Below are 15,172 nucleotides of genomic sequence, written 5' to 3' on the forward strand. Positions count from 1 at the left end.
AGTCCGGGGGCGGGCGGTGAGGGTTGTTTCAGTGGGTCAGGGCAGTGGCTGCGAGGCCTCCCAGCAGCGGGCTCGGCTCGCCGTGCCAGACGATGGTGAGCGCGTCCCTGGCCCGCGTCGCGGCGACAAAGAGCAGTGACCGGGCCCGCTTGCACTCCGCTTGGTAGCGGACCGGATCCGTGCGGCGCAGTGCCTCCACCGAGGCCCTGGGAACAAGCCCTCGTTGTACACCCGCGATGATCATGCGCTGGTATTCAAGTCCCTTGAACCGGTACATCGTCCCGATGTGGACGCCCTCGTCACCCCGCGGGCCGTCGGCCGTGATCTCGGTCGACACGATGCCGTTCTTCGCCAGTCGGCTTGCCACCTGAGTGACCATGTCGTTCGTAGGCACACACACCGCGATGTCCTCACGGCGGATGTCATGCCAGGCCTTGACCTGTTCGGTGATCGCGTCCAGTTCTTCGTCGAAGGAGGCGGTGCGCCGCACCACCGGCTCGCTCCCGTACAAGACCGAGCGGTAACCGGCCAGCGTTTCCTCGTCTCCGTCGAGGTCGTCGTAGTGCTCGTCGCCGAGCACACCAAGGGCGGACCTGAGGATTTCCCGGGTGGTCCGGTAGCTCAGGGTGAGTTTGGCGGAGCGACCCCGGATGTGCACGCCCAGACTCCCCAGAGTGACCCGGTTGTCATAGATGCGCTGGTGAGTGTCGCCGGCCAGGAAGATGTCGTCCGGCCCAGGGGCCACCATGGCCCGCAGCATTTTCCAGTGGGCGGCGGCCAGATCCTGGGCCTCATCGACGACGATGTGCCGGTAACGGTGCCGCTGCCAGGCACCGGTCGCGGAGTCGGCGTGCACGTTACCGAGCCCGTCGCGCTCATCCCTCGCCCGCGCCGCAGCCTCGATCCGCGCCGTGCGCTCGATCTCCAGTCGGGCGGCCCGTTCGGCGACCTGACGGTGTGTTTCGAGGTTCTTCTCGTCGAGCCGCTGAGTGAAGCGTTCGGTCAACTGCCAGATTTCGGCCCGGTCAGCGCGGGTAAGGCTCCTGCCGCGTCCGGCTCGGCGTGCCTTGAAGTACCCGGCCCGGGAGTTGACCGCCTGGCCGAGGACGACTTGCGTCCATTCGTCCATCAGAAAGTCGGCGTCCCACTTGGTCTCGCCGGTTTCGAGCAGTATCTGCCGCCACTCGTTCAGGGCTCGTGTGTCGTCGATACGGCTCTTGCCGCTGCCCGGGTCCGCCTCCCTGACCACACGAGTCGCCAACTGGTCGACGTGCGCGATCTCCACTCGGGCGAGGGTTTCGGGGCCTCCGAGCGCCAGCAACCGCGCGCGCAGGTGAGCGGCGAGGTTCTTGTTGAAGGTGGTGAGCAGGACCGGCTTCGTGTTGCCGGGGCTGAGCCGGTCCACAAGGTACTTCACCCGGTGCAGGGCGACGATCGTCTTGCCGGTGCCCGGGCCGCCGCCGACCCGGGCAGGTCCGGAGTACCGACGGGTCACGAGCCGCTTCTGGGTGGGGTGGAGGAATACCTTCCAGCGCCCGAAGTCGCGTTCCTCGATGATGCTTTCGAGGTCCTTGTCCGTGGTGATGACCGTGGTGTCAGTGCGTTCCGCCGCCGTCTGGTAGTCGTCAGGGTCGACGTCCTTGACCTCCACGGGCCGGGTGACCTCTTCGAGGACCTGCTCGTACGGTGTGTCGCGCAGTCGCAGTAGCACCTCGCCGGTGTGCCGGGGCGCGTACTCGACGAGACCGAGCAGTTCCTCGTCGGTGGTGAGCCGTCCGACGACCGGGATGAGGGGTTCCGCCACGCCGAGGTCGGCGAGCTGCTCCGGCGTCACGTCCGCGAACAGCGGACGCTCTCGTGCCTGCTGGGGCGCAGTGGGGGCTGTGGGCGGCCGGCCCTTGCGCAGCATGCCTGATTCGACGATCTCCAGGTCGACATAGTCGATGCTGCCGGTGACCTGGTTGATGCCGTACGACAGACGGTCCAGGTTGTCGTACACGTGGCCTCGGTGCTTGACAGCGACCAGCAGCCACTCGGACTCACTCAGGTGCAGCAGCAGGGCCCGGTAATCGGCGTTGACGCGCGCGGAGTACAGGCGGTCGTGGCCTTCGAGTTGCTTCAGCCGCAGGCCGGGATGGCGGGGGTTGGCACGGAAGTCGTGCTGGAACTTGTAGACGGCGCCGACGATCGCCCGGTCGAGCTTGACGATCTCCCGGTCGGTCTTCTCCAGCAGGCGCAGCGTGACCTTGGTCGCGGCGGCGGGGGTGGGCGTGGTCATCGGTCGTCTGCTCCCGTGCGATCCGTGCCGTCGATACGGCGTGCGAGGTCAGTGGGGTCCCACTGGACGGCGGTCCGGGCGTCCCAGCCCGCATCCGCGAAGGCCCTGTCGCGGTCGGCCGCCTCGTAGTCGGGCCCGTCGTCCTCATGGGCGGCCAGGACAACGGCTGCCTTCACCTCCGGCCAGGCCAGCTCGGCCTGCCAGCCCGCGTCACCCAGTTCATGTCCTGCCCGGCCCGCGGGCACGCCCGCGTCAGCCAGTCGGCGTGCGAGGTCGAGGAGGCCCGGTTCCTCGTCGTCGAGGAGGGGCAGCACCTCGTCCCAGGCAGCGTCCCGGACCGGCTCGGGGCGCCCGCTCCGCGCGCCGACGCCCGCCGCGACGGAGAGCTGGGCGGCGTCGAAGAGCGGCAGCTCGCTCGCCGCCATCTGCCGGGCGTCGCCCTCTCCCGCGCCGAGGAACTGGATGAGGTTGCCCCAGTACAGCCAGGCCTGCCAGCGCTGCTGGTGCGCCGTCGAGTCCTTGGTGACAGCGTCGGCGCTGTCGTCCAGGACGGCCAGCGCTGTCCAGGCGGCGTTCGCCGGACCGGGTGTCAGGTCGACCGCGAGAACCAGCGGACAACCGCTCGCGTCGGCCACCCTCACCACTTGGAGGGCCCCTTGTCCGCCGGTGTCCGTCACCTTCTCCTCACGGAGGTGGCCGTTGATCACGGCGGCCGCGTCCTGGACCGTCGTTGCCGTCCGCACCGCCTCGGGCAGGGCGATCAGGCCGGACAGAGCGGCCTGGGCGCGCAGCCGCCAGTGCCGCGGATCCGGGTCGGCAAGGAACTTCAGCAGCGTGACGACCGGGTTCTGCCAGACGGTGTCACGCAGTTCGCGGGGATCGCCACCGTACTGCCCCTGGAGGACCTGTCCCGCGATCCGCATGGCGTTGTTCTGGTACGGCTCCCACGCCGGCCGCTCCGGCACGGGACTGCCACCGTCCCAGCAGGCCAGATCGGTCCAGGTGAGCTGGAACACTGTCCAGCCCTCGGCACGCAGCCGGGCCCGGCGGGCGGCGTCCTCGGCGATGCGGTTGTGGTCGGCGGAGGCGTGGTACTGGAAACCGTCGAGATAGACCGCGACGCGCACGGGTTCGGCGTCCAGCCTGCGCATCACGAAGTCCGGCCGGGTCCAGCCGAGGTCCTCCTGGGGCTTGATCTGCCAGTGGACGACGGTACGCCCGTCGGGCGCGGTGAGCCGCAGATCGGTGGCGATGGTGCCGGAGGGGTCCTGGGCGTGCCGCACGCTCGCCTGGGTGTCCTTGCGCCGGGCCCATGCGACAAGCCCTTCCAGGAATCGGGCTTCGAGTTCGCTCTCCACCTGCCGTCCCAGCGGAATGTCGTGGGTCGCGGTTACGGGAGCGACCTGCCAGCCCTCCACGGTGTCGCCGAGGATCTCGCGCAGCATGCCCAGCGCGGCGACGCGGCTGACATGCGCATACTCCGTACCCGAGACGTGTCGCAGAAGGCAGCGGTGGCAGGCGGCCTTGCCCTCCTGCTCGCAGGGGCAGGTGTCGATGCGGTGGCGGGCGGCCATGAGGACGTCCCGCAAGGTGTCCGGGCCGGCCAGGCGGTGCAAATAGCCGGTGCCACCAGGGAGGGTGTCGTACACCACAAGGAAGCGGCGCCGGATCTCACCGCCGCCCGACTGGTCGGGCATGGAGGCGACGACGGCTTCCAGGTGGTCGGGGTTGCCGCCGTAGGTCTCGGCGATGCCTGCCCGCAGCAGCGCCTTGAAGGAGGACAGCCGTTCCTCGACGTGGGTGGTGGCGGCGGGCAGAAGGATGCGCAGAGCCTCGGTGTGCAGCTCGTGAGCGAGCAGCAGGGAGACGTCGGCGTCCGGGCGTCCCCGGCCCCGGAAACGGGGGCACCAAGGACGGTGGTGGGATCGGTCGGGACGCCGTGCCAGGGACGGGCTCAAGGCGTCCGGGGACTGGTCGGGTGCGGGCCGTCCCTTCGCGGTGGCTCCCCCGCACTGGGTACATACGTAGAAGGGGTTGAGCCGGACGTCCTCGCCGGCGAAGGAGTCTGTGGCGGGAACGTCGAAGCGTGCCTGGCCGAGGTTGAAGGCCCGGACCGCGGCTCGTCGGCTGAAGTCCCAGCCGAAGGTCGCCTGTTGGTGCCGCCACGCGGACTCGATGTCCTCGGTGGGGATGTCCACGGCGGTGACGACCGTGTACGACAGGCGCTCACGGTCCTCCGACTCGTCCCTGACGCGGGCGTCGTCGCGCCGATCACGGGAGGTGACGCGGGTGGGTTGAAGCACCCGGTGCAGGCAGCCGCGGTCGCCGATGGCGGTGCTGTGACAACGGGGGCAGGGGTCGGTGTCGTCCTCGGCCCGGTGTGTACGGACATAGCCGCAGCTGGGGCAGACCCGCCAGACCAGCCACTTGGGGCGCTCGGCGCTGCCGACGTCCAGGCCGGAGACGCGGTGTTTATAGCCTTTGAAGTAGAAAAGGTTGCCGGGTGCGTAGTCGGTGAGCGCCAGCCGGGCCGCCCGCTCGTGGCTGACGACGTGGCTGTCATAGGCGGTTCTACCGTCCTCGTCCTCATCGCTCCAGGTGAGCGTCGCCTCCAGTTCCGTACCGCCGTCCACCAGGCTGTAGTTGGGCAGCAGGCCGAGGTCGACCAGGGTGCCGTGGGCGCTCTCCCGGCCGATCTCGGCGAACCGACGGGAGACCGCGACGCGTTCGGCGCGCAGCTCGCGGTCCTGCCGGGCGTGCTCGGGGTCGCCGGCGATGAGCTGGGCGCGGGCCTCATCGATTGCGGTGAGGCGGCCGCGCAGGTCGGACAGTCGCTCCTCCCAGGTGGCGGCCGCTCGTTCGACGGCGGGGCGAAGTCCCTCGGTGGCGAAGGAGCGCAGGGCGTCGGCCGTCTCCTCGTCCACGGCGGAAACGCCATCCTGGTCCGCGAACAAGTTCAGGAACTCCTCGACGAAGCGCGCACCCTGGGCGAGGGCCGCGTCGGTGAAGTCGTGCAACCAGCCGGTGTCTCCGAACAGGGCGGAGGCCAGTCGGGGCAACGGGAGAACCTCGGGGGCGCCGTCCTCGTCCGGGCCGCACAGCAGGCCCCTAGCCGCGAGGTCGAGGAGGCGGGCCATGTACTGGCGGCGCAGGATCTCCGCCGCGGACAGGTAGCAGCCCGGCGGGTGGATCTCGCCCGCGATCATCTGCCGGGGTTCCTGGAGGTAGTAGAGGTCGCGCGGACCTCGGTCGACGAAGGTGAGGAGGTAGGCGTTGCCGCTGGAGCGTCCGGCACGGCCGACCCGTTGGACGTAGTTCGCCGGTCCCTTGGGCAGGGAGGCGAGCACGACGGCCGACAACGTGCCGATGTCGATGCCGAGTTCCAGAGTGGGCGTGCAGGAGAGAACATTGGGGTCGGTGTAGTGGGTGCCGCGTCGGAAGGCGGCCTCGACGCTTTCCCTTTCCTTCCGGGTGAGGGCACCGGTGTGCTCGGCGGTCACCACGGTGTAGGCACCCGTCTCGCGGTACAGCCGCCGGTAGTAGTCCTTGGTGTAGTCGCGCAGACGGATTGTCGAGCCGCTGTCGGGCTCGGCGTCCCACGCCCCGGCGGTGACGAGGTTGCCGGGACACTGGTAGCGCGGGCAGGGCTGCCGGTGCCAGCGGTCCAGGTGGTCGGGGTGGACGGTCTGCTGCCAGGAGCACACGGGACAGCGCGCGTAGGCGTCGCCCACCACGTCGTCGGCGAGCGCCCGGACCCGGACGTGGCCGGGCTGGAGACCGTAGACCCGGGTGGCGCCGTCCCGTGCCGTACGAACGGAGAGGATTCTTTCTTCGGCCAGGAGGGGCAGCAGCGCCCGGACGAACTCGGCGGCCGCGTCGCGGGGCAGGCCGAGGCAACGCGTGGTCCAGTCCTGGTACCAGTTCTGCGCCGAGGCGAGAGTGACGAACTGTGTCTTGTCCTTGGCCCGGTCGAGAAGGAAAGCGGGTGCGGAGATGCCCGGCGGGAACGCGGGCATGCCCGCCGGCCGTCCACCCCACACCAGCCAGCGGCGGACTCCGGCTTCGTCGAGCCAGGGATCGAGCCATTGATGGCGTACGGCGCCCTGGAGACGCAGGCGTTCCAGAATGCCGCGCACGTACCCGCGGTAGCGCTCCTCGTCCGGCACGCTGCCGTCCCGAAGGGCCACTGGTGCCGGGGTCCGCTGGAGCAGGTCCCGGACCAGTCCGCCGGCCAGGGCGGGGTCCGGGAGATCGACCTCGGCCGCGGCGGTGCGGGTCAGTTCCAGGGTGCGGCCCTGGCGGGAGCGCAGCCCGAACTCGAGGACTGCGGCGAAGGACAGGCGCTCGCCGATGAGCTGCCACGTGGGACCACTTCCCTTGCTGCGGCCGGACAGCAGCAGATCGACGCCCTGGATGTCGTGCAGGTCCGGGGGCGCGACAGCGGCGAGGACGTCACGGTCGACGACTTCGGCCAGGCAGTCGGCCACGATGTCGTTGAGCGGCCGTGCCGTCTCTTCGTTCAGTTGGGCGGCGAGCAGGGCGCGCAGGGAGAAGTCGTAGGCCCGGCTCGCGACGAAGCCCGCGCGGTGGGCGGCGTCCTGCACGGAGTCGTTGAACAGCAGCGTGCGCCGCTCCGGCCCGGGAGCCAGCTCACCGCCGGTGAACAGCTGTGTGATGGACGCGGCGGCCAAAGGGGCCAGACCGCGGCCGAGGAAACGGATGGCGTTGCCGGTGGCGCAGTTGGGGCAGCGGTCGTCAGCGGCGGCCTGGTCGTTCATCAGGTCGACGCGGACGAACGCAGCGTCCCTGAGACCCTTGGCCGCCCGCACCCCGTGCCGGTCGGGCCGCTCGAAGTCCTTGTCGGGATCGATGGGACGGACACGGCCCTGTTCCGCGTCGAGGACGAGGACCGAGCCGCGTCGCCCCGAGTCCTCCGCCGGATCGAAGGCGGACTGATGGGCCTCCGCGACCGTGGCGGTGATCAGGGTGCGCACCAGGCGCTTGTCCCTGCTGAGGGAGGCCTGGCGGATCTTCGCCGGGCTCATTTCCAGCTCAGCCCTGTCGTGTTCACGGGAGAGCGCGGCCCAGCCGGACCGGCCGCATTGCCGGCAGTGCACGGCGGGCAGGAAGATGTTCGCCGGCGGTACGGCGGAGTCGAGGGCCGCGGCTGCCTCGGGCTCGTCCGCCACGGGCACGTCACCGGCGTCGACGGCGGAGGCCGACTGCTCGGCTCGCGGGCGGTCCTCGTCCCACCGGAACTCCGCACGCGGACCGACCCCGCGCAGCACCCGTGAGACCGACCGCACCCACTGGTGGACCTCTACCGTCAGCAGCGGGCGCGGCCGCTTCTCCGTGCTGTCCGGCCCCTGTGCGACGGAGAGGAGGGCGATGAACCGGGACAGGGCCTGCGCGGCCTCCTCGGGCTGCTGCTGGACGGCCATGCCCCAGTGGTAGGCGTAGCGCGGCAGCGCGTCCATGATCTCGGCGCGGGTCTTGGGCCGACCATCGAGGATCTCGAGGACGGCCGCGGTGAGGCGGTGGGTGCGCAGAATCTCACCGAGCTCGACCGGTGTCGGTGGGCGGTCGCGGTGTTCGCCCGGCCGGCTGGTGAAGGCGGCGACGAGACGGTCCATGGCGCCGGGGTCGCGCAGCGGGTCCCCCAGTGAGATGACGTCCTGGGGGGCGGGGAAGGGCAGCGTGAAGTCCGACTTCCCGGCGAACTGCTGGACGGTCATCCGGTCCTCGCCGATCACCGCGTCCGGGCCGAACGGTGTGCCGAAGACCTGCCCCGCCACGTCGAGGATGGTCCCGCCGCCCTCGGCGGCCGGCAGGTGCGGCGCCCCGGTCACGGAGGGGGCGCTCTCGCCCAGGGTCGCCGAGGTGGCGACGGGGCAGACATCACCGAGCGGGCGGCCCGGACGGGCTTTGCCGGTGGCCGCTCCCAGCCGGCGCATCAGCATGGCGACGTCCGTGCCCTGGGCGCCGTCGTAGGTGTGGAACTCGTCGACGACGACGTAGGCGAGGGCGCCGTCCTGCCAGAGCGGAACGTCCTCGGCGCGCTGGAGCAGCAGGTCCAGCATCTTGTAGTTGGTGATGAGAATGTCGGGCCGGGTGGAGCGGATGCGCGACCGGTCGGTCTCCACGCGTGCGTAACCGGTGGCGGGTTCGTCACCGATGTAGAGGGCGGCGGACACCTGGGCGAGGCGTGGGTCCTTCAACTGGTCGTTGAGGCGCTGGGCCTGGTCGGTGGCGAGCGCGTTCATCGGGTACAGCAGGATCGCCTTGACACCGTCCTGCCCGGCCGCCCGCGCGCGTCGGCAGTGGTCGAGCACAGGCACCAGGAAGGACTCCGTCTTACCCGATCCGGTGCCGGTGGTGATCAGGGTGGGCCGGGCGGGACCGCGCAGGGTGGACAGCCGCTGCCAGGCCTGCGCCTGGTGGCGATAGGGCTCGAAGCCGTCGGGCACCCACTCCAGTGACGACTTCCACGCCTTCCCCGCGGGTTTGAAGGGGGTGCGGATACGGAGGTACGGGCCGCGGAAGATGCCGTCCTGCTCGTCTCGCAAAAACTCTTCCAGCGCACGCCGCTCCCCCTCGTCCGCGATCGCGAACGTGGTGGTCAGGTATTGGGTGAGGCTGTCCCCCACCTGTTCGGCGGCGAGAGTGGGGCGCACCCGGCGGCTCCTGTCTTCAACGGCTTGGACGGTTGCTACGGCTTCTGAGCTGCGACCGGCTCCGGCAGCGGCTGGTACGAAGTCTCCTATACGCCTACGGCATCGTTCCCGGCGCGAACCAGCAGGCTGCCCGGGATTCCGGCGAAGGGCGGCGGTTCCCGGTCCCCTTCGTATCCGAGGTGGACCTCCTCGCGCGCCCGGGTGAGGAGCACGTAGTACGTCATTCTCAGCGCCGCGGCCGACGGGTCACCGGTGTCGGTGTGTGTGTCGGGCACGAAGACGCTGTCGAACTGGAGTCCCTTGGCACTGGCCCGGCTGATGACGCGGATCCCGGGCCGTCGCAGGTCGAGCGTGCGGTGGGCGCCCTCGGCGGCGGTGCCGACGTACACCTGGGAGCGCGTGGCGGGGGCGGTGCGCTCCAGGTGCTCATGCAGGGCGAGTTGGCGGCGTGTGGTGCGAAGGATCACACCGATGGTGCGCTGCGGATGGCGTTCGGCGTGGGCGACGAGCTGGGACGCGAGGGTGCGCTGGTCGGCGTAGCGCCACAGCCGGGGAACGGGCCCTGGGCGAGAAGGCAGGAGCGGGGTCGTGGGGCCGGTGTGGAAACGGTCGGCCAAGGCAGCGATGGGCCGGGTGGTGCGGTGCTGCTGGGTCAGCTCGTAGCGGGCGCAGCCGCCGAGGCCGGTGCCGATCTCGTCGAGCGTGGACTGGGTGTCGGTGATGCGCTGACATTCGTCGGCGAAAACGGTGACGGATGCTCCGAGCAGGAGGCACAGACGGTAGAAGGCGCGGGGCAGGTCCTGTCCTTCATCGACGACGAGGGCGTACGGCTCGGCCGATTCCTCCATCGCGGCGAGGGCGAACAATTCGCGCCAGTCGAACCAGTCCTCGGCGGCTCGCGGGGCGGGCTCACCGGTACGGGCCCGGTGGCAGGCATGGATCCACGCGTGCACGGTGGAGACCTCGACGTCTCCGTGGACGGAGAGGGTCTGCCGCAGCAGGTTCGAGCGGGTGAGCAGGTGGACCCGGAGGCCGGTGAGCGCGAGCAGGTCGGCACGCTGGGCGGCGAGCAGGCTCTTGCCGGAGCCGGGCGGCCCGGTGACGAGGTGGTTCCCGTCGAAGGGCAGGTCGCGCAGCAGGTCCTGTTGCTCCTCGCTGAGGTCCAGGTAGGTGAGGTTCACCGGACGTCGTCCTCGATCTCCCGGGCGGCGAGTTCACGGGCCGTCGTGATGACGTCCTCGAAATAACCGGGCACGCCCGCTCCACCGACGAGCAGCACGCGGTCGAGGAGTGCGTTGCCGGTCTCACAGCTCGTCTCGGGCAGCAAACAGCAGGCGTGGCAGGCCGCTCGGTTGAGGTTGGCATAGCCCTGTCCGCTGTGCTCCGCGCACAGCGGGTCCGCGGAGCACCAGGCGGCGGCCTCGGTCAGGCGCAAAAGGGTCTCCGCGAGCCGGGGCGGTTCGCCCTGCCGGACGAGGCCGCCCAGGGTGCCCTCAGCGTCCCCGGCCGCCGTGTAGACGAGGACGCCCGCCTGGCCGGTGCTGCCGGACCGGGCGTAGACGCGCTCGCGCAGGGACGCGGTGGAGTAGCCCGACTCGAAGGAGAGCTGCCGTACCAGGAGGTGGGCGAGCGTGTGCAGGAGAACGAACCGAGGCTGGAGATTGGGCCCGGTGAGGGCTTCGAGCCGGTCCTTCTGGAAGGCCCGGTCGAGGTCGTCGCGCATCCCGCGCACCCGGTCGCGTACGGCGCGTTCCCGCTCCCACGCCGCCAGCTCGCGCTCGTCCAGAGCCAGGAAGACTCCCTCGCCGAACACCTCGACGGCGGGCAGCCAGCGAGCCCGCCGCCCGGTGTCCACGGGGACGAATCTGGCCGTGGGGGTGACACGGCTGAACCCCTGGATGGCACGGACCTCCCGCAGTCGGTCCGCCACGATCACTCGGGCGACCTTCTCCTTCAACCGCGCCCAAGGTGCCTCAGGTTCGTCCTCCAGACCGAGCCCGACCTCCCGGATCACGAAGTCCCGAGTGGGCTCCGGGACGGGCGTGGTGAAGGCGGCCCATTCGTCGCTGCTGAGGTCTGGGTACACCACCTGGTGGGAACGGTCGGTGGGCTCGTCGGCCGGGGTACCCGCCTCCTCCGCGAGCAGCGCGTCGAGGAGGGCGTCACCCGCTCCCGTGTCCTCCGTGATCATTGACCGGATGAGCGGGGCGCGTGGCCCGTCGGGCGCCTTGCACAGGGCCAGCCACATTTCGTGCAGGCGGACGCTCTCGGCGAGTTCGCCGTCCGTGAGGGATTCGCCCTTGCTCTCGGGAATGTCGAGGGCGGAGTGGACGACCGGGTAGTACAGGTTTCCGGCGGTGCGCTGGACGATCTGGACCGGGCCCGGGCAGTCCTTGACGGCCTCGCTCCGCCGCTGCCACGGGTTGCGGCCCGAGCAGCGCATCCGCTTGGCGCCGAGTACGTCGAGCAGGTCCCGGGAGGCGTCACGGCAGCCCTGCGCCGTGCAGGCCACCGACAGGGCTTCCAGGCCGGTCGCCCGTTCCTCGAACCGGAACCGCAGGTGCTCGCGGTCGGGGCAGGACTCTCGTTGGTGTGGGGTCAGCTCGGAGTGTGCCCAATACCACCAGTCGACGTCTCCAAGGTGGCCGGAAGGGCAGATCTGCACGAAACGCATGGGGGTGAGCTGCCGCTGCGGCGAGCAGCTACGGCAGCGCGGCGGCTGTCCGGGCCGCTCATCGGCCACCCGCCAGTGCGTCATGCGCCGGCAGGCCGGGCAGAACAGCCAGGCGGGAAAGCGGATGTACGGCGGCCCGGCGGCGTCCGGGATGTCCCAGGCGTCATGCGGTGCGGGCGGCGCCGCACGGAAGCCGCTGACGCCGAGCCGGGCGGCGAGCCGGGGCGAGGAGACGGGCTGGTGGGCGCGGGGCCAGTCGCCGATGCCCGCCGCGACGAAGGACTCACCCTGGACGTCGAGGACGGCACCGGTACCGAAGGGCACCACGGTCTGTGCCTGGCGCACCCTGCGGCGGCTCATGCGTCGGCTCCCTTCACCACGACCTGACACTCCCGGTCGACGTTGCGCATGGAGTGCGGGGTCTCCCACAGGCCCCCGCCCCGGTCGAAGTCGCGCAGCAGGTTGTGCTGGCCCTTGCCCTGGGTGCGGTAGTGCAGCCGCTTGCCATCGCTCCGCGCCTCCCGCGCCGCCTCCAGCCAGTCCTGGAACAGCCCGAACAGGTCGTCACGGACTCCGGGCGCCGCCTCGGGGTCACTGCGGGTGACCCAGTCCACGAGTCGTTCCGCCTGTGTGCTGACGTCGGCCACCCGGTCGAGAACCTCCCCGGCCGCGTCCTCCGCGTCGAGCCCCAGGCCGTGCCGGACGAGCACCACCAGGGCCGCGTGCAGGGCACGCCTGCGGGAGGGTACGGACCAAGGGGTGACGGTGGTCGGTTCCACGTGCCGGTACAGGGCGGAGTGGTACGTGCCGAATGTCTCGTAGTGGGAACGGTCGCGCGGCTTGGTGGCGTTGAGGAACGTCACGACCAATCCCGGCACGTCGTGACGTCCCACCCGGCTGGTGGCCTGGATGTACTCGGCGGTTGCCTTGGGCTGGCCGAGCATCAGCATCAGCGCGAGGCGCTTCACGTCCACGCCCACGGAGAGCATGTTGGTGCAGGGCAGCAAGGAGATCGCCGCCGGGTGGTCCCACGGCTTCTCCAATCGGTCGAGGACAAGCGGCTGTTCGCTGCGGTCGAGGCCGCTGGTGAGCTCCTGCACCTGCCCCTCGGTGAGTACGCGTCGCTCGGCGACCGCCCCGATGCCGGCCAGTTGCGCGGGGATGTCGTCGGCCGCGGCGGTGACGGTACGTCCCAGTTCGCGCAGGCTGTGGTGGTAGGCGACGAGGGTCCAGTAGTCGTCCCGATGTTCCTCGGGCAATTGCAGCGGTCCCTGGAGCAGGGTCGCGGCGGTGGTGACGGTGGCCCGGCCGGCGGTGTGTCCCTGCGCCATCACGCCGACGTACAGACGGCCGGGGCGTTCGGTGTCGGGCTCGGCGAAGTAGGAGGAGCGGGCATCGAGCCCGGCGGGCGGGAAGAGCTGCACGGGGCGGCCGTAGAGTCTGCGGACCTGTTCGTTGGAACGGCGGATGGTGGCCGTGGAGGCGACGACCTTCGGCCCGTGCTGGGCGGGCGAGCACAGTTGCAGTATGGCCGCCTCGTACAGGCCGACGGTCGTGCCGAGGGGGCCGGTGAGCAGGTGCAGCTCGTCCTGGATGACGAGGTCGGGGGGCAGGTGGCCACCGGTGCCGAAGAGCCGGCCGGCGTCCTTCTCCCAGGCGAGCCGCGCGAACTTGTCCACGGTGCCGAGGACGAACGTCGGCGGATGGTCGTAGAGGTGGTGGTCGACGACGGCGACTGGCAGCCGGTCGTGAAAGGCGCAGTCGTCGCGCGGGCAGAAGAATCTGAAGGACGAGGCGCGGGCGTCGATGCCGTAGTCGTCGCGGTCCGGGGACTTGCGCTCGGGCACGATGCGGGTGCCGCACCAGGGGCAGCGGTCGAGGATGAACCGGTCGTCCGGGGTGGCCGCGGCGCGCACCTCGTCGTAGGCGTCCACGGCCGACTGGTACGAGTTGGGGGTCGTCGTCTCACCGACCCACAGCCCGATGGTGAACGGCTCGTTCCCGAGCGTCACCGGATCGGCTTCACGCAGCCGTTCCAAGGCGCACACGGTGGTGGCGGCCCGCTGGAACTGCTGCGTGGTCAGCAGCGACAGCGTGTACCGGCTCAATACTGAGGTCCCGCCGCCGGAGGTGCCGCGCGGCCGGAGCCGTCGCAGGACCATCACGAACGCGGCGAGCAGCAGATACGCCTCGGTCTTGCCGCCACCGGTCGGGAACCAGATCAGGTCGACCGTTTCCCGGTCGGGATGCGACGGATCGGCCGCGCCCTCCAGCGCCATGAGGAAGAAAGCGAGCTGGAAGGGCCGCCATGCGGCGGTCGGGTCGGGTGCCGGGTCCAGTTGTACAGCGGCCCCGCGCGCGTGTCGCTGTCCCGCCTGGTCGGGTGCGCTGTGCCGCATCTGGAGCGCCATCGCCGCGTTCGCGGTGCGGAAGGCGCGCCGCAGGTCCTCGTTCTCCTCGGCGCACAAGGCTCGCACGCCGGACTCCATGCGCTGTACGGCGGTCGAGATCCGCTCCAGGATGCGCCGGGCGGCGGGCCGGGCCCAGGCCGGTACGTCCGTGGCCGACTGCTCGTCACTCCAGGCGCGGTAGCCCCGAACGAACTCGTCCAGCTCTGCGCGAAGTTGCTCGACGGGCAGCGAGGCGTCGGCGAGCCGTGCCAGCAGTAGTACCGGCGTCTTCGGCCCGGCCGCCCGTACCCTGGGCACCTCGGTCCGCGGCATCACCTCGGCATGGACACGAGTCACCCTTCCGTCTTCCGCACGCACCTCCCTCGCGGCACAGCAGTGGCCGACGGCGTAGGTCTTCACGTGCCGGTACTGGAGGCGCAGTTCCTGCTCCTCCTCGTCCCGGCTGGCGAGCCGCACGCCGGGATACGGCAGGACCTCCCCGTCGATCGCCTCGACGCGCAGCCCCACCTGGAAGAGCATGCTGTCCCACTGCCGCTCCCGCTCGACGGCGCCGAGTGGCTTGTGGGGCGCGCGGGCGGTGTTGACGAGGGCGACGGTGACGAGCCGGCCGTGCCCGAACGTCCGCCAGGTCACCCGGATCTCCCCGCGTCCGTCGAACACGAGCTGGCTGGTTCCGCCCGGTTTGAAGGAGTGCGGCTCGGGGGGCAACGGGATGCGCTGCCACTGCCGTCCGCGCTCACCGCGCCCGGTCGGATAGCGAGCCCCCTCGACCGTGACCCGGAGTTCGGCGGCCGTGGTGAACAACGACAGCCCGAGAGACGAGGGAAGCCATGAGTTGGCCTCCGGCACCGGGTCCTCGCGCTGGGCGGTGTCCTCCCGCTGCTCCTCCGCACCCGGTGCGTCGAGCACCTCGCCGGAGAGCGTCAACTGCCGATGCAGGTCCGCGTCCTGTGGGTAGAGGGTGCCCATCAGATACAGCCGGTCGGGCGGCGTCGTCACCGTCTCGTGCTCACCGTAGGCGGGCCCGACAAGCTGACTGCGTACGAACGCGACGAGTTCTTCTCTAGGTCCCGCGACCTCAATGGCCCCCATGGCTCCCGTGTCCCCCATGCAACCCCCTGGCGACCGAACGTAC

General features: G+C 70.7%; 5 protein-coding genes. All 5 read right to left on the minus strand.

The features are described 5' to 3' along the window. Nucleotides 1–28: 28 nt before the first annotated feature. The 5 genes from ABZ877_RS13780 to ABZ877_RS13800 all read right to left on the minus strand — a co-directional run bounded on the left by ABZ877_RS13780 (nt 29) and on the right by ABZ877_RS13800 (nt 15,147). Nucleotides 29–2,278 carry a UvrD-helicase domain-containing protein gene (locus ABZ877_RS13780; protein WP_361069324.1) on the minus strand — a complete coding sequence of 750 codons (2,250 nt, stop codon included), beginning with the start codon at nt 2,276–2,278 and terminating at the stop codon, nt 29–31. Then, the gene (locus ABZ877_RS13785; RefSeq protein ID WP_361069327.1) at nt 2,275–8,952 is read right to left on the minus strand and encodes a DEAD/DEAH box helicase; all 6,678 of its coding nucleotides are present in this window, start codon (nt 8,950–8,952) and stop codon (nt 2,275–2,277) included. Before ABZ877_RS13785 ends, ABZ877_RS13780 begins: the two co-directional genes overlap by 4 nt. 86 nt (nt 8,953–9,038) lie before the next feature. Then, complete coding sequence (locus ABZ877_RS13790) at nt 9,039–10,133, minus strand: AAA family ATPase (RefSeq protein ID WP_361069330.1); 1,095 nt, start codon at nt 10,131–10,133, stop codon at nt 9,039–9,041. Next, nucleotides 10,130–11,986: a DUF1998 domain-containing protein gene (locus ABZ877_RS13795; RefSeq protein ID WP_361069333.1), complete on the minus strand. Its 1,857-nt coding sequence runs from the start codon at nt 11,984–11,986 to the stop codon at nt 10,130–10,132. The genes ABZ877_RS13790 and ABZ877_RS13795 overlap by 4 nt, the downstream gene beginning before the upstream one ends. Then, on the minus strand, nt 11,983–15,147 hold the full coding sequence (locus ABZ877_RS13800) for a helicase-related protein (protein ID WP_361069336.1): 3,165 nt from the start codon (nt 15,145–15,147) through the stop codon (nt 11,983–11,985). Before ABZ877_RS13800 ends, ABZ877_RS13795 begins: the two co-directional genes overlap by 4 nt. Nucleotides 15,148–15,172 lie beyond the last annotated feature (25 nt).

The organism is Streptomyces sp. NPDC046939 (genome assembly GCF_040644575.1).
GTDB lineage: Bacteria > Actinomycetota > Actinomycetes > Streptomycetales > Streptomycetaceae > Streptomyces.

Excerpts from the sequence above, each read along its gene's own strand:
- ABZ877_RS13780 (WP_361069324.1), bottom strand. The coding sequence starts at position 2,278 with ATGACCACGCCCACCCCCGCCGCCGCGACCAAGGTCACGCTGCGCCTG.
- ABZ877_RS13795 (WP_361069333.1), bottom strand. The coding sequence starts at position 11,986 with ATGAGCCGCCGCAGGGTGCGCCAGGCACAGACCGTGGTGCCCTTCGGT.
- ABZ877_RS13800 (WP_361069336.1), bottom strand. The coding sequence starts at position 15,147 with ATGGGGGACACGGGAGCCATGGGGGCCATTGAGGTCGCGGGACCTAGA.